General features: G+C 60.2%; 24 protein-coding genes. 9 read left to right on the forward strand and 15 right to left on the reverse strand.

Going from position 1 to position 26,564, the window contains the following annotated elements:
- Nucleotide 1 precedes the first annotated feature (1 nt).
- Nucleotides 2-367, reverse strand: a complete 366-nt coding sequence (locus F3H58_RS08400; RefSeq protein WP_149741870.1) for an ArsR/SmtB family transcription factor — start codon at nucleotides 365-367, stop codon at nucleotides 2-4.
- A gap of 211 nt (nucleotides 368-578) precedes the next feature.
- Here F3H58_RS08400 and F3H58_RS08405 point away from each other — a divergent pair, with 211 nt between their 5' ends.
- Genes F3H58_RS08405 through F3H58_RS08420 form a run of 4 tightly spaced genes read left to right on the forward strand, consistent with a single transcriptional unit; the run spans nucleotide 579 to nucleotide 5,431 of the window.
- The gene (locus tag F3H58_RS08405) at nucleotides 579-1,430 is read left to right on the forward strand and encodes an ABC transporter substrate-binding protein (RefSeq protein ID WP_149741871.1); all 852 of its coding nucleotides are present in this window, start codon (nucleotides 579-581) and stop codon (nucleotides 1,428-1,430) included.
- Nucleotides 1,427-2,554: an LLM class flavin-dependent oxidoreductase gene (locus F3H58_RS08410; RefSeq protein ID WP_149741872.1), complete on the forward strand. Its 1,128-nt coding sequence runs from the start codon at nucleotides 1,427-1,429 to the stop codon at nucleotides 2,552-2,554. The genes F3H58_RS08405 and F3H58_RS08410 overlap by 4 nt, the downstream gene beginning before the upstream one ends.
- 29 nt (nucleotides 2,555-2,583) lie before the next feature.
- Entirely contained in the window at nucleotides 2,584-4,416 is a 1,833-nt protein-coding gene (locus F3H58_RS08415; RefSeq protein ID WP_188128831.1) for a TRAP transporter large permease, read from the forward strand.
- A 16-nt stretch (nucleotides 4,417-4,432) separates the two neighbouring features.
- On the forward strand, nucleotides 4,433-5,431 hold the full coding sequence (locus F3H58_RS08420) for a TRAP transporter substrate-binding protein (protein ID WP_149741873.1): 999 nt from the start codon (nucleotides 4,433-4,435) through the stop codon (nucleotides 5,429-5,431).
- 69 nt (nucleotides 5,432-5,500) lie between these two features.
- Here the strand turns inward: F3H58_RS08420 and aztD are convergent, their stop codons facing one another.
- Together aztD and F3H58_RS08430 are read right to left on the reverse strand one after the other, a co-directional pair.
- Entirely contained in the window at nucleotides 5,501-6,751 is a 1,251-nt protein-coding gene (gene aztD, locus F3H58_RS08425; protein WP_149741874.1) for a zinc metallochaperone AztD, read from the reverse strand.
- A gap of 278 nt (nucleotides 6,752-7,029) precedes the next feature.
- Nucleotides 7,030-8,541: an aldehyde dehydrogenase (NADP(+)) gene (locus F3H58_RS08430; RefSeq protein WP_065655639.1), complete on the reverse strand. Its 1,512-nt coding sequence runs from the start codon at nucleotides 8,539-8,541 to the stop codon at nucleotides 7,030-7,032.
- A 244-nt stretch (nucleotides 8,542-8,785) separates the two neighbouring features.
- On the opposite strand from F3H58_RS08430, the gene F3H58_RS08435 reads away from it, so the two are divergent.
- Nucleotides 8,786-9,139: an antibiotic resistance protein VanZ gene (locus tag F3H58_RS08435; RefSeq protein WP_188128832.1), complete on the forward strand. Its 354-nt coding sequence runs from the start codon at nucleotides 8,786-8,788 to the stop codon at nucleotides 9,137-9,139.
- A 27-nt stretch (nucleotides 9,140-9,166) separates the two neighbouring features.
- Here F3H58_RS08435 and uxuA read toward each other — a convergent pair whose 3' ends face one another.
- The 7 genes from uxuA to F3H58_RS08470 form a co-directional block, all read right to left on the reverse strand.
- Nucleotides 9,167-10,375, reverse strand: coding sequence for a mannonate dehydratase (gene uxuA / locus F3H58_RS08440; protein WP_149741876.1), 1,209 nt, complete (start codon nucleotides 10,373-10,375; stop codon nucleotides 9,167-9,169).
- Nucleotides 10,376-10,391: 16 nt separating this feature from the next.
- Nucleotides 10,392-11,438 (reverse strand): L-idonate 5-dehydrogenase, encoded by a 1,047-nt coding sequence (locus tag F3H58_RS08445; RefSeq protein ID WP_149741877.1) that lies wholly within the window; start codon nucleotides 11,436-11,438, stop codon nucleotides 10,392-10,394.
- Nucleotides 11,439-11,508: 70 nt separating this feature from the next.
- Complete coding sequence (locus tag F3H58_RS08450) at nucleotides 11,509-12,915, reverse strand: TRAP transporter large permease (RefSeq protein ID WP_035220793.1); 1,407 nt, start codon at nucleotides 12,913-12,915, stop codon at nucleotides 11,509-11,511.
- A gap of 4 nt (nucleotides 12,916-12,919) precedes the next feature.
- The gene (locus tag F3H58_RS08455; protein ID WP_059758143.1) at nucleotides 12,920-13,492 is read right to left on the reverse strand and encodes a TRAP transporter small permease; all 573 of its coding nucleotides are present in this window, start codon (nucleotides 13,490-13,492) and stop codon (nucleotides 12,920-12,922) included.
- A gap of 60 nt (nucleotides 13,493-13,552) precedes the next feature.
- Nucleotides 13,553-14,527, reverse strand: a complete 975-nt coding sequence (locus F3H58_RS08460; RefSeq protein WP_078052583.1) for a sialic acid TRAP transporter substrate-binding protein SiaP — start codon at nucleotides 14,525-14,527, stop codon at nucleotides 13,553-13,555.
- A 62-nt stretch (nucleotides 14,528-14,589) separates the two neighbouring features.
- On the reverse strand, nucleotides 14,590-15,306 hold the full coding sequence (locus tag F3H58_RS08465) for a FadR/GntR family transcriptional regulator (protein ID WP_020809475.1): 717 nt from the start codon (nucleotides 15,304-15,306) through the stop codon (nucleotides 14,590-14,592).
- Nucleotides 15,307-15,694: 388 nt separating this feature from the next.
- Nucleotides 15,695-16,381, reverse strand: coding sequence for an HAD family hydrolase (locus F3H58_RS08470; RefSeq protein WP_149741878.1), 687 nt, complete (start codon nucleotides 16,379-16,381; stop codon nucleotides 15,695-15,697).
- Between the two features lie 406 nt (nucleotides 16,382-16,787).
- Here F3H58_RS08470 and minC point away from each other — a divergent pair, with 406 nt between their 5' ends.
- The 3 genes from minC to minE are packed head-to-tail and all read left to right on the forward strand — an operon-like array spanning nucleotide 16,788 to nucleotide 18,623.
- Nucleotides 16,788-17,516 (forward strand): septum site-determining protein MinC, encoded by a 729-nt coding sequence (gene minC / locus F3H58_RS08475; RefSeq protein WP_003506496.1) that lies wholly within the window; start codon nucleotides 16,788-16,790, stop codon nucleotides 17,514-17,516.
- 34 nt (nucleotides 17,517-17,550) lie between these two features.
- Nucleotides 17,551-18,366, forward strand: a complete 816-nt coding sequence (gene minD / locus F3H58_RS08480) for a septum site-determining protein MinD (protein ID WP_003506498.1) — start codon at nucleotides 17,551-17,553, stop codon at nucleotides 18,364-18,366.
- Entirely contained in the window at nucleotides 18,363-18,623 is a 261-nt protein-coding gene (gene minE / locus F3H58_RS08485) for a cell division topological specificity factor MinE (RefSeq protein ID WP_020809474.1), read from the forward strand. The genes minD and minE overlap by 4 nt, the downstream gene beginning before the upstream one ends.
- 41 nt (nucleotides 18,624-18,664) lie before the next feature.
- Here minE and F3H58_RS08490 read toward each other — a convergent pair whose 3' ends face one another.
- The 3 genes from F3H58_RS08490 to F3H58_RS08500 all read right to left on the reverse strand — a co-directional run bounded on the left by F3H58_RS08490 (nucleotide 18,665) and on the right by F3H58_RS08500 (nucleotide 22,881).
- Complete coding sequence (locus F3H58_RS08490; RefSeq protein WP_149741879.1) at nucleotides 18,665-19,567, reverse strand: amino acid ABC transporter substrate-binding protein; 903 nt, start codon at nucleotides 19,565-19,567, stop codon at nucleotides 18,665-18,667.
- Between the two features lie 71 nt (nucleotides 19,568-19,638).
- A complete protein-coding gene (locus F3H58_RS08495) occupies nucleotides 19,639-20,532 on the reverse strand; it encodes an amino acid ABC transporter substrate-binding protein (RefSeq protein WP_149741880.1) in 894 nt (297 codons plus the stop codon).
- Nucleotides 20,533-20,562: 30 nt separating this feature from the next.
- Complete coding sequence (locus F3H58_RS08500; RefSeq protein ID WP_149741881.1) at nucleotides 20,563-22,881, reverse strand: EAL domain-containing protein; 2,319 nt, start codon at nucleotides 22,879-22,881, stop codon at nucleotides 20,563-20,565.
- A gap of 343 nt (nucleotides 22,882-23,224) precedes the next feature.
- Here F3H58_RS08500 and F3H58_RS08505 point away from each other — a divergent pair, with 343 nt between their 5' ends.
- Nucleotides 23,225-24,583 (forward strand): amidase, encoded by a 1,359-nt coding sequence (locus tag F3H58_RS08505; RefSeq protein WP_149741882.1) that lies wholly within the window; start codon nucleotides 23,225-23,227, stop codon nucleotides 24,581-24,583.
- A 174-nt stretch (nucleotides 24,584-24,757) separates the two neighbouring features.
- Here F3H58_RS08505 and F3H58_RS08510 read toward each other — a convergent pair whose 3' ends face one another.
- Together F3H58_RS08510 and F3H58_RS08515 are read right to left on the reverse strand one after the other, a co-directional pair.
- Nucleotides 24,758-25,399, reverse strand: coding sequence for a ThuA domain-containing protein (locus F3H58_RS08510; protein WP_003523774.1), 642 nt, complete (start codon nucleotides 25,397-25,399; stop codon nucleotides 24,758-24,760).
- Between the two features lie 17 nt (nucleotides 25,400-25,416).
- Entirely contained in the window at nucleotides 25,417-26,517 is a 1,101-nt protein-coding gene (locus F3H58_RS08515) for a Gfo/Idh/MocA family protein (RefSeq protein WP_149741883.1), read from the reverse strand.
- Nucleotides 26,518-26,564: the final 47 nt, after the last annotated feature.

A 26,564-nucleotide genomic window follows, 5' to 3' on the forward strand; every position in this document is an offset into this window, starting at 1 on the left:
GCTAGTCGAACATTGCCTCATCCAGCGGCAGTGCCCGTCTGCCTTTCTTGCCGGTCACGTCGGAGAGGTCCGTGTAAAGACCGCGCAATGTCAAAACCAGCTGGACGATGCGCGGATCGGTGACACGGTAGATCACCGCTTTACCTTCCCGTGAGCCCTCGATCACACCGGCGTCGCGCAATTCGGCAAGCTGCTGCGAAAGCGTGGGTTGCTGGATACCGAGTTCATATTCCAGCGCGGAAACGGAGGCTTCCGTTTCCATGAGATAACAGACGATGGCCAGACGATTGGCGTTGGCGACAAGCTTCAAAAGCTCGCTCGCGTCCACCACGCTGCGGCAGATGAGACTGGAAACCGGTTTCGTCACGACTACAGGCCCATTTTTCAAACTACAAAAAAGTAGATTGTATGGTGATAAATTTCAATGGCTTAATGAGTCTCATCTCAGCTCTATCCGGCATTTTTTAAAATCTACAGGATTGGTAGATTTCTCTTTCATTTTCCGGCGGAGGATCGCCAAAACGTTTCTCGAAAACATTCTATAAAAAAGTAGATTGAATGCGAAATGAGGTGTCGACATGAAAATCGGGGTTCATCCCAACAATCTGCATTTACGTCTTGCCCGGCTCTGGCCCGGCGCCTTTGAAGAATTCGATCCGGAATTCGTGGCCTATCGTGAAGGCCGCGATACGGCAGCTCTGCTGGAAAAGGGCGACATCCATTTCGGTGGCACCGGCTCGACGCCGCCCATAGAAGCGGATGCGCGCGGGCTTTCAGCGGTCTATATCGCTGCTTCCGCACCGAGGCCCGCAAATGGCGCAATCCTCGTGCGGCGCGACAGCCCGATCCGCTCAGCCGCTGATCTCTCGGGAAAGCGCATATCGCTGATCGATGGATCGTTTCACACCTATCTTCTGGCGCGCAGCCTGGAAGGGGCGGGGCTTGGCCTTGAGGATGTGACCCGTATCGAAAGCGGCGACAGCGACAGCCTGCGCGATCTCGTGGAAGGCCGTGTCGATGCCTGGGTGACGATGTCGCCGCGGCTGGAAAAGGCTCTGACCCATGAGGAGATCAGCCTTCTTGTCCGTTGCGGCTCCACCATTCCCAACCGTTCGCTATTCTGGACGCTTGCGCGCCACAACATAGCGGGCGAGACAGGGCAGGCAATTGCGGCCGAACTGGATCGCGTTGGCCGGGCCGTGATGGCGGATATCGACAAAGCCGCTGCCCTTCTCGCCGCCGAACCGGGCAGCGAGGGTGATGCACAGTCCTGGGCCAAGGTGCTGAGGTCGCGAGACCTTTCTGTCGTGGCCGCTGCCGAAAATATCCTTGCCGAACAGCAGGAGGAGGCCGATACGCTTTACAGGCACGGTCATTTCTCTTTACCGGTTCTGACCGGGCAATCAGCCAGCACGGGAGGCGGCAGATGAATGTTTTCTGGTACATGTGCGCACCCGATGGTGCCTATCCCTGGCAGCCGGAAGGGTCCCGCAAGGTCGATCTCGGTTATTACAAACAGCTGGCGCTCGCTTATGACGAGCTGGGTTATACCGGTGCGCTGTTTGCCACCGGTGCGCATGATGTCTGGGTTCTGGCGGGCGCGCTGCTTTCCTATACCGAGCGGCTGAAGTTTCTGGTCGCCATTCATCCGGGCCTTGTCGCGCCGACGCTGCTCGCCAAGATGGCGGCGACGCTTCAGGAGTTTTCGCGCGGCCGCCTGCTGATAAATGTCGTCTCGGGCGATGCGAAGATGCTCGGCGCTTACGGCATGACCATGCCGCATGATGAGCGCTACGATATGGCGGATGAATATCTGCAAATCTGGCACCGTCTTTTTGCCGGCGAAACGGTCGATTTCAAGGGCCGGCATTTCCAGACGGAGGGCGCAAAGCTCGCTCTTCCGGTCGGGCAGGGCATCGAGCCGCCGCCTTTGTGGTTCGGCGGTTCCTCGGACAAGGCCATCGATGTTGCGGCCAAACATGTCGAGACCTATCTTTCCTGGGGTGAGACCTCGGACCAGATCGGCGCGAAGGTCGATCTGGTCAAGGCGCGCGCGGAAAAGCTCGGTCGCGAACTGGAATACGGCATTCGTCTCTATGTTATTGTCCGCGATACGGATGAAGAGGCCTGGGCCGCTGCGGCCGATCTATACGGCCGCATGGATGAGCGGGCCATTGCCGCCAACCAGCGTTTCGTCGGCAAGACCGATTCCGTCGGCCAGCAGCGGATGACGGCGATGCACGGCGGCCAGAAGCCGGAGAACCTGCGCGATCTTGAAATCGCGCCCAACCTCTGGGCCGGCATCGGCCTCGTGCGGCCGGGACCGGGAACCGCGATTGTCGGTTCGCCGGATACTGTTATCCGCACGCTGGAGGCCTATAAGAAGGCGGGCGTGAATACCTTCATCCTTTCCGGCATGCCATTGCTGGAAGAGGCTTTCCGCTTCGGCGAAAAGGTTCTGCCGCGGCTCGACGTATCGCGTGAGGTCTCGGCGGCAAAACAATTCACATGGTCGACTTTGTTCGACCGTGACCTCTCGGCCAAGGCCTCCTGAGCATGGCTTCGGGAGTGGAGAAGAAACCCATGACGGAAAGTCCGGCAACGACAATCGCACAAAGACGCATCGGCCCGCAACGCGTGGCCGAGCGGGTGCTCGCCGTTCTGGACACGGTGCTCGGCGCGGTCGCGGCAGCAATCCTTGCAGCGCTGCTCGTGGTGGTGCTGGTCAATGTCACGCTGCGTTATCTGTTTCATACAGGCTTCATCGGCGCGGAAGACTTCGGCATCTGGCTGCATGTGGCCATGATCGCTGTCGGTGCGCCGCTCAGTCTCAAAAGTGCGCTCGCCATGCGGCTCGATGTCTTCGTGCGGTTCCTTCCGCAACGATTTCACGCGGCGACCGAAGTTTTGGCCGATGCCTTCTCCTTTATCGCAGCACTCATCCTCGCTTTCGGCGGAGTGGAGATCGCGGCGATGCTTGGCGGCACGTCTCCGACGCTTGGTCTGCCGGAATGGGTGCGTTTCGGCTTTCTCGGCGCAGGCGGCGCGCTTATCCTTCTCTATCTGGCGCTTCAGCGTGTCAGTGAAGGCAAGGCGCTTGCCGTTCTCGCATCTCTCGCCATCGCAGTGGTGGCCTATGTTGGCCTGCCGGAAGTTTTCGTCGATACGAACCTGCCGCCGAGCCTGTTTCTGGCGCTGACGGCGGCCGTGGGGCTGGTGCTCGCCGCGCCGCTTGCCCATGCCTTCCTTGCCGCCGCTTATGTGGCGATTGCCTTCGGCAGCACCTTGCCGGAGCCGGCCATCGTTTCGTCAACCGTGACCGGCATGTCGAAATTCCTGCTGCTCGCCATTCCCTTCTTCCTGCTGGCCGGAAGCCTGCTGACGGAATCGGGCGTGGCCAACCAGCTGGTGCGTTTCGCCGCCTCCATGGTCGGGCACCGGCGGGCAGGGCTGGCGCAGACGACGCTTTTGACCAGCGTGCTGTTTTCCGGCGCATCCGGCTCATCGGTCGCCAATGCCGCCTTTGGCGCCTCCACCTTCCAGCCGGAACTGGTGAAACATGGCTATCCGCCGGCGCAGGCCGGTGCGATCATTGCCGCCACTTCCGTGCTGGACAATGTCATTCCGCCCTCCATCGCGTTTCTCATCCTCGCAACGGCCACCAATCTCTCGGTCGGCTCGCTGCTGGTCGGCGGCTTTTTTGCCGGCGGGCTGATGGCGGTCTGCCTTGCAGCGGCAATCCATTTCAGCGTGCGCAGCGTCGATACCTTGCCGCGTGCCACGGGTGCGGAGCGCTGGCGCTCGGCTGTCGCCGCCATACCGGCCTTCGGTCTTGGCGTCATCGTGGTGGTCGGCATCCGCATCGGCATCGTCACCACCACGGAAGCGGCAGCACTTGCCGCACTTTACACGCTGCTTCTCGGCTTCGGTTACCGGTTGGGGGCGGGCCGCATTTTTGCGACCTTCCGGCAATCGGCCGGTGAGGCGGCGGCCATTGGTCTTCTGATAGGCACGGCCGGGCCTTTCGCCTTCCTGCTGGCGGTTGATAATGTCTCGGGCCTCGTCACGGATTTTGTGACTTTGCTCGGCGGCAGCAAGATCGCGGTGCTGCTGCTCTCCAACCTCATCCTGCTCGTGGTGGGACTGGTGCTGGACATTGGTGCGGCCATCCTGCTTTTCGGGCCGATCCTGCTGCCCGCTGCCGTGGCGGCCGGCATTGATCCCATCCATTTCGGCGTCATCCTCGTGGTCAATCTGATGATCCATGGCCTGACACCACCGCTCGGCATGCTGATCTTTGTGGTCAGCGGCGTCACCCGCATTCCGGCGACAGCACTTTTCCGGGCTGTTGTTCCCTATCTCGTCTCCCTTCTCGTTTCCCTCGCCATTCTGTGCGCCTGGGCCATTTTCTTCTAAATCCGGGGTTTCATTCATGACTATTATCGACCGCCGCAATCTCCTCAAACTCTCCGCCATTGGCGCGGCAACGCTCGCCGCGCCCGCCTTTGTGCGCACGGCAAATGCCAGAACCCGCAGCCTCACCGTCGCGTCGCTTTTCGCCGACGACAAGCCGGAAACGAAAATCTGGGTGAAGATCAGCGAGCTGGTGGAGGCGAAGCTGCCCGGCCGTTTCCGTTTCAATATCGTCAAGAGCGGCGCGCTGGGCGGCGAAAAGGAAGTGGCGGAAAATATCCGCCTGGGATCGGTTCAGGCGAGCCTTTCCACCGTCTCTTCGCTCTCCGGCTGGGTACCGGAATTGCAGATCCTCGATCTGCCCTTCCTGTTCCGCGATGCCGAGCATGTGCGCAAGGTGGTGACGGGCGAGACTGGCACTGATCTGAAGACGAAGCTCGCCGCCCAGCAATTCATCGCCGTCGATTTCATCAATTACGGCGCACGCCATCTTCTGACCAAGGAGCCGATTACCCGACCGGAGCAGTTGGAAGGCAAGAAAATCCGCGTTATCCAGAGCCCGCTGCACACCAAGCTCTGGAGCGCCTTCGACACCACCCCGGTCGGTATTCCGATCACCGAGACCTATAATGCGCTGGCAACCGGCGTGGCTGATGCCATGGATCTCACCAAGTCCGCTTATGCCGGCTTCAAGCTTTACGAGGTCGTGCCCTATCTGACGGAAACCGGCCACATCTGGGCTTCAGGCGTCGTCTATTACGGTGCGACTTTCTGGAACCAGCTGGACGACGAAGAGAAGGAGGTTCTCTTGGAAGCATCGAGCGAAGGCGCGCAATATTTCAACCAGCTGATCGTCGAGGACGAAGTGAAGTCCGTCGAGCTTGCGCTTTCGAAGGGCGGCAAGGTGCTGCAGCCGGAAGCGCTGGACGAATGGCGCAAGGGCGCGCAGGGCGTCTGGCAGGATTTCTCAGACATTGTCGGCGGCATCGAGAAGATACAGGCTGTGCAGTCGGCCTGATAATACGGCCCATCAAAATCAGGAAACCCCGTGTGTCCCTCAGGCGCACGGGGTTTCTTTTGTTGGGTATCAGTGCGAAGCGCCGGAGCCGCCAACGGCAACGATTGAATAGGGCTGACCTTCCACCGCAAGCGTGCGGGTTTCCGTCAGGCTTTCCGCATCCACCACGCGCACCAGCGAATGGCGCGGATCGGAAATTGCGATCTGCCCGTCGGCAACGGCGAGACGCGGACGCGGATCGCGCCAATGGCCATCCTTGCTGTAGGGTTCGGTCACCTTCGCCTTGCGGGTGATGGCGCCTTCCAGCACGTCAAGCACATGCAGGTCGCCGTCTTCCGTCAGGATGTAGGCGTTGCGCGGATTGGCGGGATCGAGAATGAAATCGACCCGCCGGGTCGGCAGTTCCACCAGACGGAAGGCGTCCTTGCTGTCCGGATCGATCAGGACGACCTTGTCCTCACCGTAATTGCCGAGGAAGAACTGCATGGATTTGCCGCCAAGAAGCGTGCCGGTATAGGCTTTCGGGAAATCTTCCGGATAGGTCAGCATTTCGAGCTTGGGGCCATCGGTGCCGCCGGGGCGGGCAACGAGAATGCCTTCCTTGCAGCCAAAAGCGACAAGCCGCGCGGATGTCGCCTCGCCATGCAGATCGGTGCATGCCGCCTGTTCGCCGACCTGCTTGCCCTCCCTGTCGAGAACACGCAGCCCGATGCGTGGCGGCAGCGTATCGGGTTTCGTTTCGACCTCGGTATTCGGCACGGAAACCAGAACGTAACGCCCCATCGTCACCGCCACGCCGTGATGCGGGGCGGTCGTATCGACGGTGCGGACCTTGGCCTTGCCGTCCAGCAGGGCAGCCTCATCGATGATCTCTGCCTTGCCGCCACGGTCATAAAAAAGAATGGCATGATCGTCATGCGGCACGACGTGGAAAGGGCGCTTGCCTTTGAAGGTGATGGGCAAAAGCGCTGCATCTTCCACATCCAGATCGCGATGTTCGCCATGATCGGAGAAAACGATGCCGGTCTTGATCACATGCACCATGTCGGCATCCGATTGCGTCGCGAAGACCGTCTTGCCGGAGGCGCTGGCGGTCAGCGCCGCATAGCCCTTGAGATCGTAGCGTCCGAGTTCCTTGCCGGTTTCGAAATTGATTGCGCGCACCACGGGCTGGCTGTGATCGGCGACGAACAGCCGCCATTCCTTGACGCTGTCGCCGCTTTCTTCGGCCAGCGCCATGCCTGGGGCAAGGGGCATGGCGAGGGCAAGGCATGTTGCAAGCGCGCTCATGCCGAGATGGTGATGAAGGGAAAATCTCATGGTGTTCCTTCCAGACGTTGTCATCCTCTTGCGGAGTTGAACCGGTACAGGTTCTGAAGGATGATTGTAATGTTATTACGTTACAAGATTGCGTATTAGCATTACGTGCGGGGGCCATGTCAACCGACGCCGACGTACTGGCGCGGAAAAATCTGGATGGGGCCGTGAGGTGGGAGAAGGGTAGGCGGGTGACGCTTCAGCGTCAGGCCGTATTTCCCGAAGGGCGGTAAAGCCGAATAAAAAGGGCAGGCGCAGCGCTGCGCCTGCCCCGATCAGTTTTAGCGGATATCGTCAGGCAGAACATCCGAAGGGATGTTCTGGTAGGAAACCGGGCGCATGAAGCGGCGGATCGACATCGTGCCAACAGAGGTTGCGCCGAAGTTCGTCGATGCCGGGTAAGGGCCGCCATGCACCATGGCTTCGGAGACTTCCACGCCGGTTGGGAAACCGTTGGCGAGAACGCGGCCGGCCTTGCGCTCGAGGATCGGCAGCAGCTTGCGACCAAGTTCGGCGTCGCCGGCATCGAGATGCATGGTTGCCGTCAGCTGGCCTTCGAAGCTCTTGGCAACTTCCAGCATTTCCTCGGTGCTATCAACCGTCACGATAAGGCCAAGCGGTCCGAAGACTTCTTCAGCAAGCGCATGGTTGGCAACCCAGTCCTTGCCCGAAACGCGGAACAGGTAAGGCGTTGCATTGCGCAGGTTGCAGGTGGTGGTCAGAACGTCGCGCACGCCGTTGCCGGCAGCGATACGGTCACGGCCGTCGCGATAGGCAGCGGCGATGCCGTCGGTCAGCATGACCTGAGGGCCGACTTCCGAAAGGGCCGCACGTGCGGTTTCAGCAACCGCATCCGCCTGCTCGGAGAGGATGACGGCGATGCCGGGGTTGGTGCAGAACTGGCCCGCACCCATGGTGAGCGAACCGGCCCAGCCCTTGGCAATGGCTTCGCCGCGAGCCGCAACGGCTTCCGGCAGGAGGAACATCGGGTTGACTGACCCCAGTTCGCCGAAGAAGGGGATCGGCTCGGGGCGCTGGGCGCAGAGATCGAACAGCGCGCGGCCGCCGGCGAGCGAACCGGTGAAACCGACCGCCTTGATACGCGGATGCTGCACGAGCGCGGAGCCGACATCGCGGCGGCCGCCCTGGATCAGCGAGAAGACGCCGGGATGCAGATTGTGCTTCTTGACGGCGGCGAGAACCGCTTCGGCAACGATTTCGCCGGTGCCGGGATGGGCGGAATGGCCTTTGACGACGACCGGGCAGCCGGCTGCCAGAGCGGCAGCGGTATCACCGCCGGCCGTGGAGAAGGCGAGCGGGAAGTTGGAGGCGCCGAAGACCGCGACGGGGCCGATCGGGCGCTGCATCAGGCGGATATCCGGGCGCGGCAGCGGCTGGCGGTCCGGCAGCGCCTCGTCATGGCGGCGGTCGAGATAGTCGCCCTTGCGGATATGCGAGGCGAAAAGGCGCAGCTGGCCAACGGTGCGGCCGCGTTCGCCCTGCAAACGTCCTGCGGGCAGGCCGGTTTCGGACGAGCCGATTTCGGTGATGGCGTCGGCGCGTGCTTCGATCTCATCGGCGATGGTGTCGAGGAATGCGGCGCGCTCTTCGCGGGTGGTGTAACCGTAGCTCCAGAAGGCTTCTTCGGCAGCTTCACAGGCCGCATTCACCAGATCGACGGTGCCGACCGAAAAATCGAAAGCTTCGCCATGTGCAGGCTCGCTGCGGAATTTAGCTTCCGTTGCGACCCATTCTCCTGCAACCAGATGTTTGCCGTGCGGCTTGAAACTCATTGTGCTCTTCCCTGAAAATCTGATCCTGTGTGGAAAATCCACCCGACACCGTGACGTTGCACCGAAAGGCGACAGCGAAAACGCCATCAGCCGCGATCCTTGCCCGGTTGCCTTCTGCCTTAGCCCGTGTGGGGCCTGAGCGAAAGCCGGTTTTTCAACTATCTGACCGAAAAGTGTGATTAATTGGGCGAGGCGTGAAAAAGTCCCGCTTCCGTTTACGCGCACGGCGCTCTATTGTGACGCCATGATGACAAATAGACTCCCGAAATATGTAGCCTGGTCGGTTTTTCTGCTGATTGTGATCGTTACAGTTTGCCCTATCGGCTTTCGTCCGCACACGCTGACGACGGTGGGCCTGGACCGCGCCGCGGCCTTCGCCTTCTGCTCGGCCGCCTTCGTGCTCGCCTATCCGCGTTACTGGCTGGCGATCATCGTGGCAGGCATTGCGGCGGCTTTCGGCATCGAGGCGTTGCAATTCCTGTCGCCCACCCGCCATCCGCATCTGATGGACGCCGCCGTGAAAGCCGCCGGCGTCGTCGCCGGTGGGCTTGCGACCTTTTCCTACCTGCTGTTCAGGACGCGGCTGGCTGCAGGCTGACGGAACGCCCGCAGCCGGGAACATTGTTCAGCGCGTCCCACCCGCCAGCCCGAAACGGCTGTGCGATAACGTGCGTTCGATGCCACGCAACTCAGCCAACCCCTTCAGCCGGCCGATGGCGGGATAACCGGGTTGTGCGCCGCGCGTCAGGTCGTCGAGGATTTCCTGACCGTGATCGGGCCGCATCGGAATGGTGTGGTCTTCACGGCCCTCCGCCCGGCGGCGCGCTTCTTCGGTGAGGAGTGCGGCGATGACGGCGACCATGTCGGTTCCGCCTTCCAGATGCTCGTCCTCGAAGAAAGAGCAGGGCACGGTGTCGGTGTCGCGCGTTACATTGCGCAGATGTACGAAATGAATGCGATCTGCAAAACGGCTGGCGATGAAGGGCAGGTCATTGTCCGCCCGCGCGCCCAGCGAACCGGTGCAGAGCGTCACGCCATTGGCGCGGCTATCGACCTTTGAGAGCATATGGGCGTAGTCGGCTTCGGTAGAGAGAATACGCGGCAGGCCGAGCAGCGGCCATGGCGGATCGTCGCCATGGGCGCAGATGTTGATACCCACCTCTTCGGCAACCGGCGTCACCTCCGAGAGGAAGTCGATGAGGTTCTGTTGCAGCCTTTCGCGGTTGATGCCGTGATAGGACCGCAGTTTTTCCAGAAGCTGGGCAAGCGTATAACCATCCGCCGAACCGGGCAGACCCGCGCCGATATTACGCCCGAGGGCGGCGATTTTCGTGTCCGGCATGTCGGCGAAGCGTTTTGCCGCTTCCTCCGCCAGCCAGTCCGGATAATCGGCCTTGGCATCTGGACGTTTCAGGATGTGAATGTCGAAGGCGGCGAAATCGGTGAGATCGAAACGCATCGCCTTTGCGCCGTGTCTGGTTTCCCAGCGCAGGTCGGTGCGGGTCCAGTCCAGCACCGGCATGAAATTATAGCAGACGGTGCGGATGCCGGAGGCGGAGAGGCGGCGCAGCGTTTCCTGCCAGTTGGTTATATGGGTTTTCCAGTCACCGGTCTGGGTCTTGATATCCTCGGAGACCGGCACGCTTTCCACCACGTCCCAGTATAGGCCACCGGCCTTGATGGCTTCATGCCGTTTGGCGATTTCATCCACCGGCCAGACATCGCCGGTGGCGATGTGATGCAGCGCACTGACGATGCCTTCCGCGCCCGCCTGAGCCGCATCCTGAACCGTGACCTTGTCGACCGGGCCGAACCAGCGCCATGTATGTCTCATCTTAAATCCTCAAATATCAGTCTGCGGAAAATGTCAGCTGCACCTTGCAGGCGGCAGAGCGGTCTCCGGCCTGTTCGAATGCGGCTTTCGCCTCGCCAAGCGGGAAGCTGTGGGAAATGATCGGCCGCACATCGATCCTGCGGCTGGAGATCAGCCCGGCGGCAATGGCGAATTCGTCGTGGAAACGCTGTGAGCCGCGCCAGAGGATTTCCTTGCCCACCAGCGCGTTGAGCGGAATGGTGATGTCGCCGGTGACGCCCACCTGCACGATGGTGCCGCGCGGGCGCACGCAGGCAAAGGCGGTGCGAAGTGCTGGACCGGCTGCGGAGCAATCGAAAATGACGTCGAAATAACCCTTATTGTCCTGATAGGGGATGAGCGCCTCGGCGTCTTTCGCGACATTGATGGTGCGGTCGGCACCCATGGCGGGGGCGCGTTCAAGTGCGGCATCGGTAAGGTCGGTGGCGACGATTATGCTTGCTCCGGCGTGGCGGGCGGCGGCAATTGTCAGCAGGCCGATGGGGCCTGCGCCGGTCACCAGCACCTTTGCACCTGCCAGATCGCCGGCCTGGGCCACGGCATGCAGGCACACCGCGAGCGGCTCGGTGCAGGCGGCTTCAGCCGGTGAGGTATCCTCTGAAAATCTCGCGCATTGTTTGGCGGGAACCACCAGCCGGTCGCGGAACATGCCCTGTTCATGCGGCAGGCGCATGGCGCTGCCCATGAAGCGCATTTCGAGGCAATGGATCGGCTGGCCCTTCAGGCAGAAATGGCAGTGGCCACAGGGCTGAGACGGATTGACGGCGACAAGCTGGCCGATGGCAAGCCCGCTGACACCCTCTCCCAGCGCCTGCACATGGCCGGATGCCTCATGCCCGCAGATGATCGGCTCGCGCACCCGGACCGGGCCGAAGCCGCCATCCTGATAATAATGCAGATCGGAGCCGCAGATGCCGCCCGCCGCCATGGCGAGCAGCACTTCGCCAGGCCCTGGCTCGATGAGGTCCTGCGTTTCGACGCGAATGTCCCTCTGGCCGTATAGACGTGCCACGCGTGTCTGCATGACGATGCCCTCATATGTGTATGGGAGGAAGAAGCCCGCGCGGGAAACCGCGCGGGCGATGATATTGGCGCTAGCGGATCAGGCCCATTTCGGTCGGCAGCCACAGCGTGATGGCCGGAACGAAGGTGATCAGCAGCAGCGCCACGAACAACGGCACCAGCCAGGGTAGAATGGCCATGGTCGTGCGTTCGACGGAGAGTTTCGCCACGCGCGAGAGCACGAACAGCACCATGCCGAGCGGCGGATGCAACAGCCCTATCATCAGGTTGAGCGTGATGATGAGACCGAAATGCACCGGGTCGATATTGAACTGCAGCACCAGCGGCAACAGGATCGGCACGAGGATGGTGATGGCCGCAATGGTATCGAGGAAGCAGCCGACGAACAGCATCAGGAGATTGACCAGCACGAGGAAAATCCACTTGCTGTCGGTGATCGTCAGGATCGCCGCCGAGAGAAGCTGCGCCGCCTGGCTGACCGTCAGCAGCCATGCGAAGACCGAGGCCGCCGCGACGATGAAGAGCACCGAAGCGGTCGTCTCAATCGTATCGAAGGTCGATTTCGCCAGCGTTTTGAAGGTCATCGTCCGGTAACGGACAAGCCCGAGGAACAACGACCAGAGGACGGCCGCAACGGCGGCTTCCGTCGGTGTGAACCAGCCCATGGTCATGCCGCCGATCAGGATGACAGGCGTCATCAGCGCCATCACGGCCGAGAAGTCGAAATACCAGTCACAGGCCAGCAATATCACCAGCACGATCAGGATCGACAGGTTGAGCGACAGGCCAAACGCCGTGAGGATATAGATGCCGAGCGGCACCATCATCACCACGAAGACTTCTATCGATGCGCCGAAGATGGTTCTGAGGCTGAAGGGCGTATCGGAGCCCCAGCCCTTGATATAGGCGAAGACCGCAACCGTGATCATCATCAGAAGCGTCATCACGACGCCCGGAACGATGCCGGCCATGAACAGCGCGCCGATGGAGACATTCGCCATCATGCCATAGATGACGAAGGGCAGCGACGGCGGGAAGATCGGGCCGAGCGTTGCGGAGGCGGCGGTGACGCCGACGGCCGCTTCGACCGGATAACCGTGATCCTTCATGGCCTTGATTTCGATGGTGCCGATACCGGCCGCATCGGCAAGTGCTGTGCCGGACATGCCGGAAAAGATCACCGAGCCAATGATGTTGACCTGTGCGAGACCGCCCTTCATCCAGCCGACGAGTGCGACGGCGAAGGAATAGATGCGTCCCGTAACCCCCGCCGTATTCATCAGGTTGCCAGCAAGGATGAAGAAGGGGACGGCGAGGAGCGGAAAGCTTTCCACACCCGCGATCAGGCGCTGCGCCGCGATGATATCAGGCGCGACATTATAAAACACGATGTAGAGCAGCGAGGCCGAGGCCATCGAGATCGCGACGGGCAGGCCGATCAGCATCAGCAGAAGAAAGGAGCCGATAAGAAGCAGCATGTGATCAATCTCCCGCGCTCTGGAATTCTTCGGGCCGTTCCAGAACGGAATAACCACGCTGCATATTGGCGATGAAGACCTGCACCGAGCGGAAGAACATCAGAACGAAAGCGGCCAGAACCGTGTAGAAAACGATGTTACGCGGCAGCGCCACGGTAACCATTTCCTCATCGGCGACGATTTCCAGATAGCGCCACATCAGCCATGAGGTGTAGGCGAAGAAGAGGATGCGCAGCACGTCGACAAGGATCGACATGGCGCGGGCCACCTGTGGCGGCACATAGTGATAAAGCACATCCACCTGAATGTGGCGCGACATGCGCACGCACATGACCGAACCCAAAAAGACGACGCCGATCAGGCAGTTGACGGCGATTTCTTCCGTCCAGGCGTAGCTGTCGTTGAGCACGTAGCGGGTGAAGAACTGAAGGAACACGCAGCCCGTCATCAGCCAGAAGAGGCCGAGCGTGACCCAGTCTTCGAATGAATAGACCTTGAGATCGACCTCCGGCGGCGCCTCGTCGAACGTATGGGCGAGTTCCTCAGGCGTGACCTGAGTATGGATTTCCTGCGACATTGAGATATCCCGTCTGGAGAGAAAGGGCGGTGCGGCAACGGGGCCGCACCGGATCTTGGCTCACTTGACGGCGCGAATGGCTTCCCAGTCGGCCTTGTCGTAACCGAAGTCCTCGAACTTTACTTTTTCGAGGACGTTCTTCTCGAAGTCGGCCTTGTCGACCTCGGCGACGGTGAGACCGCGCTTCTTGAAGTCTTCGACGAGGCTCTTTTCGCGGCTTTCGATGGTCTTGGTGGTGCGCTCGGCTGCCTGCTGCATGACCTCGGTGAAGATTTTCTTGTCTTCATCGGAGAGCTGAGACCACAGGTTCTTCGAAATCACCGTATTGAGGTGGTCGACGATATGGCCGGTCAGGACGATGTTCTTCTGCACTTCGAAGAACTTCTTCGCCTCGATGGTGGTCAGCGGGTTTTCCTGGGCGTCGACCGTGCCGTTCTGGAGCGCCAGATAGACTTCCGCAAAGGCAATCGGGGTGGTGTTGGCGCCGCAGGCGCGCGGCATGGCCAGATAGGCCGGAACGTCCGGAACGCGCATCTTCAGCCCCGCCATGTCGGCGCAGGCGGCAATCGGCTTGTTCGATGTGGTGTGACGCGTGCCGTAATAGCTGACGGCGGCGATGTGGTTGCCGGTCTTGTCTTCGTAACCCTTGGCGAGACGCTTGAAGATATCGCTCTTGGTATAGGCGATCAGATGGCTCGGATCGCGGAAGATGTAAGGGAAGTAGGTGACGCCGATCGGCTTGAAGTCACGCGCGGCAAAGCTGGAGCCGGAAATGATGATATCGACGGTGCCGATTTTCAGGCCCTGATTGATATCGGCTTCCTTGCCGAGCTGCGAGGCCGGAAAGACATCGATCTTGTAGCGGCCTTCGGTGCGCTTGGCGATCTCTTCCGCAGCCCAGACCGAATCGGTGTGGAACGGTTCGGATGTCTCGTAGACATGCGCCCATTTCAGCGTGGTCTGCGCCTGCGCCGCGAGCGCGGAAAGCAGGATGGCGGCTGTTGCGCCCATCAAAGTCGACAATCTGATTTTCATTTTTAACTCCTCCCGAATTAAAGCCAGATTTCTCATTTTTCCCGTCGCCGGTTACGGCGCGGTCACTCTTCCCCGATCGTTTCCTCCCCGAAACTTTCGGAAAATCTCTTTTGCGACAGCGTCAGGTGCTGCCGCATCGCCTCACGCGCACCTTCCGGGTCGTTGGCGGCAATAGCGTCGCGGATTGCGCGGTGTTCCTGAACGGCAAGGTTCCATGTATGCGGCCCCTCGAAATAGCTGGCGAGCTTTTCGAAAAAGGGCGACAGGCTGCGCTCGTCATAGATCAGGCCGGTAAAGCGGTTCAGCGCCGAATTGCCGATGATATCGGCAATCGCGGTGTGGAAGGCCCGGTCGAAATTGAGCGCCTGTGGCGAGCTGTCGAGCGCGCCGGCCATGCGTTCGATGATATCATCGAGCTTGGCGATGCATTCCGGCGTGGCAAGCCGTGCTGCCTCCTCTGCAATCGCACTCTCAATGATGCAGCGCGCCTGCAGGATTTCGAATGGCCCATGCGCATCCGGCACCGGCGGCTTTTCCTTGGCCTGCTTGCCGGCTGCGCTGACATAGACCCCCGAACCCATGCGGATATGGATATGGCCTTCCACTTCCAGAACGATAAGCGCTTCGCGGACGGTCGGCCGCGATACGCCGAAGCGTTCGGCAAGGTCCCGCTCCGCCGGCAGGCGCTGGCCTTCGGTCAGTTCCCCGCTTTCGATGAGCAAACGAATTTGTTCCGCGACCAGCCGGTAAAGGCGGCGCGGCTCCAGAGCCACAAACATGATATCCTCCCAGCGCGAAAGTCTCCCCCAATCGCGCAAGCGGTAAGATGGTCTTACCAATTTTATTAGGGCGCATTTATGCGGTGCTGTCAATTGGCCGCTGGTGGAAAAGTGTGGGGAGGAGTTTGTGGCGGTTCAGCAGGTCGGGCGTTGTCTTATTCCGGGGCTTTTACCACTTCCGTCATTCCGGCTTGGAGTGGCATTCAGCCAGCCCGAGTCTTTGTGCCTAAGAGGATGGTAAAGTTCACAAACCTTGCCGCCGTCTTGCTCGGGCTTGTCCCGAGCATCTGCTACCGGTCAGTTTTACGATAGGTGGTTAGATCCTCGGGACAGGCCCGAGGATGGCGTCGGGTGGGATGGCTTGTTAGCCGATAGAAAGATCGGCTTTTCAGACCCTGCCACCTGCGAGCCTCAGGGCGCCGTTCTCGCCGATGACGACATCCAGCTCACCATATCCGCCTATGGAAAGATGCGGCGTTTCGATGAGATGGGAGTGGGTGGCGTTGATGACGACCACGGTGGCGCCCATGCTTTCCCCGGCCTGAATTCCGGCGGGGGCGTCCTCGAAGACGACACAGTTTTCAGGCGCGACGCCGAGCTTTTCTGCCGCCTTTTTATATCCTTCCGGATCAGGCTTGCCGTTCACCACGTCCTCGGCGCAGATCATCACCGGAGGCGGGGTGAGGCCTGCGGCCGCCAGCCGGCGTTCGGCGAGCGCGCGGGCGGCGGAGGTGACGATGGCCCATTTGCCGGCCGGCAATTTTTCGAGAAATGCGGCAGCCTCGGGAATCTGGAGGATGCCGTCGACATCGTCCATTTCCTTCTGCAGCAGCATCGCCGCCTGTTCCGCGACATCCAGACCGGGAACGGCCTCGCGGCGCACCACTTCCGACGCGCGCATGCCATGGATGCGCTGCAGGAAAGCGTTCGGCTCTATGCCGTTGTCCACGGCCCATTCACGCCAGACCCGCTCCACCACCGCAATCGAGTTGAGCAATGTTCCATCCATGTCGAACAGGAAGGCCGCATAGTCTTGCGAAAATATCTGGTTCTGCGGCGGGACTTTGCTGTGCATCTCATTCTTCCGTTGAAGCTGTCGGGACGCCTGTCTCTACAGCATCGGCGGAGATAACGGAATCGCTTTTCCACCTTGAAGGCATAATGCGGTCATCTGGCCGAAGGCGGATATTGTCCCGGAATCGGACGTTCGCGTGTTCCGCGACTCGCCGGGTTGGGGTAGGGGACATGACGTGCCCATCTCGCGATGCCGGGCGTCAGGTTGCAGCAAGGATGAGCTGCTATCGTGAGTTTTCACACGTGCCGGAAACGCGTTAAATCAAGAGGTAATGATGGATTTTGAATGTTTCGCATGAGGTTTTTCGGGGCGGAATTTTCTTAACGAATCCGCCGCTTCAGGGGCGGCGTTAACCATTTGTTAACCATATTCGAGGTACCTAATTGTCAACGATTTGTTTACCAAGATGACCAAAGTGCTAACAGACCAGCGTTCGATCCGTATCAAAGGCCGCTCCTTCCTCGCAGTCGTCCTGTCTCCCGAATCTCCGGTCGATCAATGGCTGGAAAGGCTCGATGATCTTGCCGCCCGTTCGGCGGGCTTCTTCCTGTCGCGTCCGGTGGTTCTGGATGTGTCTGAGCTGTCGCTTGATAAGGCGGGGCTGAAGGAGCTGCTGGCGGCGCTGACGGAGCGCAATGTCGGCATCATGGGTATCGAGGGCGTTCGCCCCTCGATGATCGAGCCGGGCATGCCGCCGTCGCTGAAGGGCGGAAAGCCCGCTTCCGATGTCGAGGTTGAGCCGGTCGCCATCGCTGCCGAGTTGCCGGAGGAAAAGCCGCGTGCTGCCGGTGAGGTCAGGGCCGTCGTGCCGTCGCTGGTCATCAACGAGCCGGTTCGCTCCGGCCAGTCGATCATGTTTCCCGAGGGTGACGTGACCGTCATCGGTTCGGTCGCCTCGGGAGCGGAAATCATCGCCGGCGGTTCGGTGCATATTTACGGCGCCCTGCGCGGTCGCGCCATGGCCGGTTCGCTCGGCAATGTTTCGGCGCGCATCTTCTGCCGCAAGCTCGAAGCGGAGCTTCTGGCCATCGACGGCGTCTACAAGGTGGCCGAGGACATTGACGACAAGCTGCGCGGCCAGCCCGTTCAACTCTGGCTGGAAAACGATACGATCAAGGCCGCAAAGCTTGGCTGATAACAGAGAAACAACACAGGAACAGGAGAGCCATATGGGGAAGGTAGTCGTTGTAACTTCCGGCAAGGGCGGGGTGGGAAAGACCACCTCGACCGCAGCGCTTGGCGCCGCACTGGCGCAGAACAAGGAGAAGGTCGTGGTCGTCGATTTCGATGTCGGCCTGCGCAACCTCGATCTCGTCATGGGTGCTGAACGCCGCGTGGTTTACGATCTCGTCAACGTCATCCAGGGCGATGCCAAGCTGACGCAGGCGCTGATCCGCGACAAGCGCCTCGAGACGCTGTTCCTGCTGCCTGCCTCGCAGACGCGCGACAAGGACAATCTGACGCCGGAAGGTGTCGAATGGGTCATCAACGAGCTGAAGAAGCACTTCGACTGGGTGATCTGCGACAGCCCCGCCGGCATCGAACGCGGCGCGACGCTGGCCATGCGCCATGCGGATGTGGCCGTCGTGGTCACCAATCCGGAAGTCTCCTCGGTGCGCGACAGCGACCGCATCATCGGTCTGCTGGATTCCAAGACGCTGAAAGCAGAACGCGGCGAGCGTATGGAGAAGCACCTGCTTCTGACGCGTTACGACGCTTCCCGCGCCGAGCGTGGCGATATGCTGAAGGTCGACGACGTTCTGGAAATCCTTTCCATTCCGCTGCTCGGCATCATTCCCGAAAGCACGGATGTGCTGCGGGCCTCGAACGTTGGTGCGCCTGTTACGCTGGCGGATGCCCGCTGCGCACCGGCCATGGCTTATTTCGACGCCGCCCGCCGCCTGTCCGGTGAGGATATTCCGGTGGTCATTCCGGGCGAGAAGCGTGGCATCTTCTCCAAGATCTTCGCAAGGAGGGCTGCATGAGCATCTTCAGTCTTTTCCGCAAACAGAAGTCGGCACCGCTTGCGCGCGAACGCCTGCAGGTGCTGCTCGCCCACGAAAGGGCATCCTCCGGCTCCGATCTGGTCGCCATCCTCAGGGAAGAAATTCTCGGCGTCATCGCCAAACATGTGCAGATCGACAATGATCGCGTGCATGTGAAGATGGATCGCGACGAGCATGTCTCCATCTTGGAGATCGATGTCGAGATTCCCCTGGGTGCCGATCTGCGCGCCGCGTAAGATACGTCTTGAAAAACGCCGCCCCATACCGGGCGGCGTTTTTATTCCGCTGTCGTATCGACGGGTTTTCGAAATGCCTCCGCCAGATCGCCGGGCAGCGGGCGCTTCAGGTTGATGCCGTTTGGCGGAATCGGCGCGTTGAACCATTTGTCGTAGATTTTCTCGATTTCGCCGCTCTCATAAATTTGGCCGAGCGCTTCGTTGACGGCGTCGCGGAAGCCGGTATCGCCGTGGCGGAGCATCAAACCATAGGGCTGCGGCGGGGCAAGATATTCGTCGGAGATGACGTAGTCTTCCGGCTTGCCGGTCTCGGCAACGAAGGATCGCAGAAGTATATCGTCCATGACGAAGGCAGAGGCGCGGTTTTCCGTCACCATGTCGAAACTGCCCTCGGTGCTGTCATTTTGCAGAACAGCGACGTTCAGCCCCAGTTTGCGATTGAGCACGTTGAGTTGGGTTATGTTGATGGTTCCCGTCGTCACCACCACCGTTCGCCCGGCGAGATCGGCGACGGTGTTCAGGCCGCTCGATTTCAGCGCCACATAACGGGTGCCGGTGATGAAGTGGCTGTAGGAGAACCACACGGCCTTGCGCCGCTCTTCCGTATTCGTGCTCGCCACGCATTCCATGTCCATCGTACCGTCATTGAGAAGCATGATGCGGTTGCTGGGTGTGCGCTTGACGAACTCGATCTTCAGTTCCGGCAGGCCGAGCTTTTTCTTGATGGAATCCGCCACTCTCAGGCATAGCTCGATGCTGTAGCCGATAGGCTCCGGCCCGGTGCCGAGATAGGAAAAGGGAATATTGCGATCGGCGTAACCGAGCTTGATGGTGCCGGTTCTGGCAATGGTTTCAAGTGTCGGCGGTTGGGCATCCTCGCCCACCGCCTGGGCGGGAAGAAGACTTGAAAAAATGAGCATAAGCCATAGTGTCGATCTCTGCATCGCGCATCTCCAGCCAAATAATCTGTCAAAACATTCTCATGAAAATCGATACGGGTGGACGGCTTGCGCTCTCAGTCCCGGTATTCGCTCGGATGTTCGTATGCCTGTTTCAGAGCGGCGGCCATCGGCAGGTTCAGGTTCATGCCGTTTGGGGGAATGGGCTTGGTGAACCACTTTTCATAAAGGCCATGAATGACCGGCCCGGTGAAAATATGCCGAAGGCTTTCATTGACCGCCGCCTTGAAACCGGGGTCGTTGCGCCGGAAAACCAGGCCATAGGGTTCGGGGGCGCTCAGCGTTTCCTCAGAAAGCGCATAGAGGGCCGGATTCTCTGACGTTGCCGCGAGCGCCGCGAGCAATATGCCATCCATGACAAAGGCGGAGGCCTTGCCGGAAACCACGAGTTCGAAGGCTTCCTCATTGGTTTTCGTCGGCATCACCGAGATATTGAGGTTCTTTGCCCGGTTCACGGCATTGAGCTGCTCGATATTGACCGTGCCGGAAGCGGATGTGACGGACCGCCCGGCAAGATCGGCAAGGCTTTTCAGATTGTCCTGTTTGCGGGAGAGAAACTGCGTTGCGGTCATGAAATTGGGATAGGAGAAATCCACGATTTTGCGGCGTTCGCTATTATTGGTCGTGGCCGCGCATTCAATGTCGATCTGGCCGCCGCGGACAAGAATAAAGCGGGTTGCGGGTGTCGCCTTGACGTATTCGAGTTCGATCCTGTCGAGCTTCAGTTTCCTGCGAATATCTTCGCTGATCGCCCGACAAAGATCGGTCGAGAAACCGGTGATCTCCCCATTCGGCAATTGATAGGAAAAGGGCGGTTCGGCTTCGCGATAGCCGATGCGGATCTTTGCGGTTTTGGCGATCTGCTGAAGCGTATCGCCTTCGCCGGCAGCCTGGAGAGGCGTGATGGGAGCAAGGCATGTGAGGAAAAGGCAAAATACTGAAAGACGCATTTTATGTCCTCTGGGCCGGCGGCCGGTTTCTCAAATGGCTTTTTGCGGTGGGCAATAGGTTTCCTGTGTCGGTCTACCGATATCGCCGAATTCATCCTTCGCAATTGGAGCGATGACGGCGCGGTTCTTGAGAATGCGGGCAAGCGGCGCGGGCTCGGCAAAATAATAGCCCTGCGCTTCGTCGCAGCCGGAAAGCTTGAGCGCTTCGACCTGCTCCCTGTTTTCGACGCCCTCTGCGGTGACCTTAAGACCGATCTGTTCAGCCATGTCGATGACGGTGTTGACGATGGCGGAACACATGGGATTGGACGGCAGGCCGGAGACGAATTCCCGGTCGATCTTGATCTTGTCGAAGGCGACATGGGTGAGCGTGCTGAGCCCCGCATAACCGGTGCCGAAATCGTCAAGCGCGAGGCGAACGCCCCTTTCCTTCAGCAGTTTCAGGGCTCGGGCGCTGTTGTCGCGCTCCAGCATGACCGTTTCCGTCACTTCCAGTTCAAGCCGTTCCGCCGGGAAGCCGGATGTTTCAAGCGCCCGGTCCACTATCGGTACGATGTCGTCATTGCTGAGCTGAACGGCGGATAGATTGACGGCGAGTCTGATATCCTTCGGCCATGTCATCGCATCTCTACAGGCCTGCGCCAGAACCCACTCGCCCAACGGCTTGATGAAGTTGTTTTCTTCGGCAAGCGCGATGAAGCGGTCCGGTGCGATGAGACCAAGCTTGCTGTGTCGCCAGCGGGCCAGCGCTTCATAAGCGACGATGCGACCGCTCTGCAGATTGACAACCGGCTGATAGTGCAGCTCGAACTCCTGGTTTTCGAGCGCGGATTTCATGTCTATTTCCAGCGCATGCTTGTGCTGCGCCGCCATGTCCATGCCTGGCTCATAAAAGACGAAATAGCCGCAGCCCATGGATTTCGCCCGGTAAAGGCCGAGATCGGCATGTTGCAGAAGCTGCGTTGCGGATGTGCCGTGGCCCGGCGCGCAGGCGATGCCGATGCTGGTATCGATGCTGATATCGCTGCCTTCGAGACCGAAACTGCGCGAGACGGCATGCACCACCCGCGCGGCCAGCATCGCCGCGTCGCTCTCGCAGTCGCCGTTTGCCGATTGTATGATCGCGAATTCGTCGCCGCCGAGACGGCTCACCATGTCGTTTTCACCCAGCACGGCGGAAATCCGTGAGGCCACCGCCACTAGCAGGGCATCGCCGGCGGCGTGTCCAAGTGTGTCATTGACGGCCTTGAAGCGGTCCAGATCGAGCAGCATGACATTGAACGGCTGGCCTGACGCGGCAAGCTGTTCGAGACGGTTTTCGAGCGTCTTCATCAGCAGCACGCGGTTAGGAAGTCCGGTGAGCGCATCGTGATGGGCCATATGTTCCAGCTGCTGCGCCATATCGCGAATCTGCCGCAGGCGTCCGCGTTCCAGAACCGCCTCGCGCAACGTCTCGATGGCGGTGGCCATGTCGCCGATCTCGTCCCGCCGCTCCTGAAACGGCGTGGCGACATCCGTTTCCTCGCGGGCGATCCGAAGCGTCGCCTGCACCAGCGCCGGGACCGGTTTCAGGAAATGCCGGGCGATGACGGTCACAAGCACGCCGGTGACAGTCAAAACCACGATCAGCGCGGCGAGCGAATTATAGATGAGCTTGCGCTGCGCGCCATAAAGCGCGTCCGAGCCGCCGATGCTGACGGCGACCGCGCCGATGGGTTTCTTCGTTTCCGTGCTGATGATCGGCAGCAGGCCGATATAGTGGCTGGATTCGCCGATGGTCGCAAAACCGGTGGAAAAACGCGCGGCGACCGCATCCCGGGAAAAGATGGGATCGGTGGCGAGCGGCTTTTCATCGTCATCGGTGGCGTTGTCGAAAGCCGCCGCGATCTGCCGGAATCCGGAATCTGCCTCGTCATAACGGAAAAGCCAGACGGCATTCTTGGTCTGCGCGCCGATAAGCGCGAGAACATCGCTGGGGTTGAAGCCGGTGACGAGAATGGATTCGTCGTCGCCGATGGGTTTGTCGGTCAATATGCCGTTGACCTGCCCGTCGGCATCGGCGGTCACGCTGACATAAGTGTAGATGCTGCGAAGCGTGGCGCTGGCGATCTGCGAATTGACGCGGGCCTGGTTGAGCCATTGCTCGCTGGCGGCGGCGACGAACATATACCAGCCGACAAGCGCACCGATGCTGTAGGAAAAGATCACGCCGCCGAGGAATATCAGGGTTATCTTGCTGGCGAGCGAACGCCGCCGCGAAAACCGGCCGGTTTCCGGCTGCGTTGGCGAGCGAAGCGTGTGGCCCGGTTCAACCTGTCTATCTGTCCCGCGATAGGCAGTGTCTTCCATTCGCGATAGTCCCCCGCGATGTCGCGTTATAATTGTTTTATGGAATTTTATAGGGCATGCATTTCAATGCTGTCTGCTAAATAATTCAACAAAGTTTAGATGCGATTAAGAATTAATCCGTCTTTTTATAGTCGTAGCTTATATAAGAGATGGCGTTCCTGCACCTCAGGTTGAAAAAATCGGAGGTTGGAAATGAATCGTCAAGGATAAACTCCAAAATTCTGCGATCGCTGCCATGCTTTCCGATCCGGCATGCCGGTCATCGATAGCGCGGCGATTGGCCTTGCCAACTGGCCGATAAACGGCATGTTGTGCGCAACATGCTGCTTTCAGGGAAGATATCATGGCTCATAAAGGCAAAAACATCGCGCAGCTTTCCGTTCTCCTCCAGAGCGGCCATCTCGATCCGCGTGCCCTTGTGGAAGAGACGCTGGATGCGATCGGCGGCGGGGACGATCGCGCGATTTTTGTCGAGTTGACGGCGGCGCGTGCGATGTCGGAGGCGGAAGCCGCGGCAAAACGCATTGGTGAGGGCCGTTCCTGTGGTGTGCTCGATGGTATTCCGGTGGCGTGGAAGGACCTGTTTGACCTTGAAGGCATGGCGACCACGGCGGGATCGACGGTGCTTGCCAACGACAAGCCTGCGTCTCGCGACGCGGATGCGGTGACGGCGCTGAAACAGGCAGGCATGATCTGCATCGGCCGTACCAATATGAGCGAGTTCGCGTTTTCCGGTCTCGGCATCAATCCGCATTACGGTACGCCCCGCAATCCTGCTTCTACGGATGGTCACCGCCTGCCGGGCGGCTCTTCGTCGGGTGCGGGTGTCGCCGTGGCTGCTGGTCTGGTGCCGGTGGCGATCGGCACAGATACCGGCGGATCGGTGCGTATTCCCGCTGCCTTCAACGGCGTGGTGGGTTACAAGGCAAGTCGTGGCCGTTATTCGATGCGCGGCGTTTATCCCTTGGCGAAAAGCCTTGATTCGCTCGGCCCGCTCACGCACACCGTACAGGATGCCGTCTGGGTGGATGCCGCCATGCGCGGCAAGGCGGCTGCCGATCTCACGCGCGCACCCCTTTCCGGCCTGTCTCTGGTGGTGCCGGAAACTGTCTTTTTCGATGGCATCGAGGATGGCGTCGCAGCCGCTTTCGAGCAGGCGGTGGAACGTCTCGTCCGCGCCGGCGCTTCGGTGCGGCGGCAGGCATTCCCGATTTTTTCGGAACTGTTCGATCTTATCAGGGAAAAGGGTGCGCTGGTGACGGCAGAGGCCTTCGCCCTGCACAAGACCCGGCTGGAAGGTGCCGACGCCGCCCGCATGGACCCGCGCGTGGTGGCCAGAGCAGGGCTCGGCGCGAATATTTCCCTGCCGGACTATATCGCCATCATCGAGGCGCGCGAACGCATGACGGCGGCGTTTTCCGGCATGATTGGCAGGCAAGAGCTGCTGGTATCGCCGACATTGCCGCATGTCGCGGCCAAAGTCGCGCCGCTTCTCGAGAGTGACGATGCCTTTTTCGCCATGAATGCGAAGACCCTGCGTAACACCCAGATCGGCAATTTTTTCGATCTCTGCGGTGTTTCGATCCCCTGCGGAACGGGCGATGCGGGCATGCCGGTCGGCCTGCTGCTTTCCGGCCTGCACGGCACGGACGATCATGTTCTCAGCGTGGCGATGGCGGCGGAAGAAATCGTTCGGGGTTGAGGAGAGGGCGGTTCACACAGCCATTCTCCGTCACCCCGGACTTGATCCGGGGTCCAGCGCGATCAAGTCCTTGATCGTGAAAGACTCCTGACGCCGCGCAGACGCGCGGCTGCTGGATGCCGGATCAAGTCCGGCATGACGGAGAGAGTACTTGGCCGCCTCCTACCGACAACCTCAACGCGCCGCCCAATTCGCGCCACGGCGGAACATGGTTTTCATCTGCGGCACGGAAAACTCCTTGGCCTGATGGCCGAGCGCCGAATAGAAAACTCGGCCCTTGCCGTATTTGCGTTTCCAGACCACCGGCATCACCACGCCGTCGATCCACCAGGCATGATCGCCGGTGAATTTCGTCGTCGCCAGCACCTCGTTGGAGGGGTCGACATGCATGTAATATTGCTCCGACGTATAGGGGAAATCGGAAATCCCCTCCATCAGCGGGTCGTCGGGGCGGGTGATGTTGACATGGTAGTCGATGATATTGCCGGGATGGGCGACCCATTGGCCGCCGATCATGAACTGATATTCGACGCATTCGCGGAAACTGTCGCCCGCACCGCCATGAAAACCGGCAATGCCGACGCCGTTTTCCACGGCGGCCGTCAGGTTCTTGATCTCTTCCTTTTCGATCTTCGACATGGTGACGATGGGCACCACGAGGCTCAGATCATGCACCGAAGGATCGGCGAAGGCCTCGGTTGAGTGCTCCACATAGACCTTGAAACCGTCCTCCTCCAGCATGTCCTTGACGATGGTGGCGCATTCCTGCGGCTCGTGGCCGCTCCAGCCGCCCCAGACGATAAGTGCTTCGCGCATTTATTTCCTCCTCCGAATTATTTGCCGAGCTGGCCGTTGACCAGCGATGTTTCAAGCGGAGCAGGGCGCTCCGCCTTGGTGGTGATGGAAACGGCGGTGCCGGTGTCCGATGCGGTCTGGAAGGCTTCCATCACCTCCAGCACATGCAGGGCAAGATCGCCATTGGCGCGATGCGGGCGGTTCTCGCGGATGGCATGGGCCATATCCGCTACGCCTATCGAACGATAATTGCCGTCCGCATAGGGGGATGATAGCGCCTGCGGCTCGAACTGGCCGCCCTTTTTCAGCAATTGCACCTCGCCGCCGAAATGATTTGGATCGGGGACGATCAGGGTACCTTCGGTGCCATAGAGTTCCAGCGGCACATGTTTGTGGCCTGCCACATCGAAGCTCATGCCCACCTGCACCACGGCGCCGTTCTCAAAAGCCAGCACGCCGGACACATGTGTGGCGACGTGGACGGGGATTTTTTCACCGTTCTTCGGCTCGCTGGTAATGAGGCGCTCATTGCGCGGCGCGATGGCAAAGCCCGCAACCTTGGCGACCGGGCCGAACAGGTTGACGAGATCGGTGATGTAATAGGGTCCCATATCCAGCATCGGCCCGCCGCCGACCTCGTAATAAAAGGCCGGGTTGGGGTGCCAGCGCTCGTGGCCGGGGCACATGAAGGTGGCCGTGCCGCCCACGGGCTGGCCGAGCACGCCCTCATCGATCAGCCGGCGTGCGGTCTGGTGCCCGCCGCCGAGGAAAGTATCCGGGGCCGAGCCGATGCGAAGGCCCTTTGCCTTTGCCGCATCCGCAAGCCGCTTGCCCTCGGCGAAATTGATGCCGAGCGGTTTTTCGGAATAGGCATGTTTTCCCGCGTCCAGCGCGCGCAGGCCAACTTCCACATGCGCTTTGGGAATGGTCAGGTTGACGATGATCTCCACGGAAGGATCGGAGAGAAGCGCGTCGATGCTTTTTGCCTGGAGACCGAATTCATCGGCGCGGGCCTTTGCGGCCTCCTCGTTCATATCCGCAAGACCGCGAATGTCGAGAATGGGAAACGACGCCATGGCCTTGAGATAGGCGCTGGAGATGTTGCCGCAGCCGATGATGCCGATACCGACCCTGTTCATGTGATTTCCTCCCGTAAATCAGAAATGCCGAAGCCCGTGCTCAACCC

Origin of the sequence: Rhizobium sp. NFACC06-2, assembly GCF_900101425.1 — a bacterium.
Taxonomy (GTDB): domain Bacteria; phylum Pseudomonadota; class Alphaproteobacteria; order Rhizobiales; family Rhizobiaceae; genus Agrobacterium; species Agrobacterium leguminum.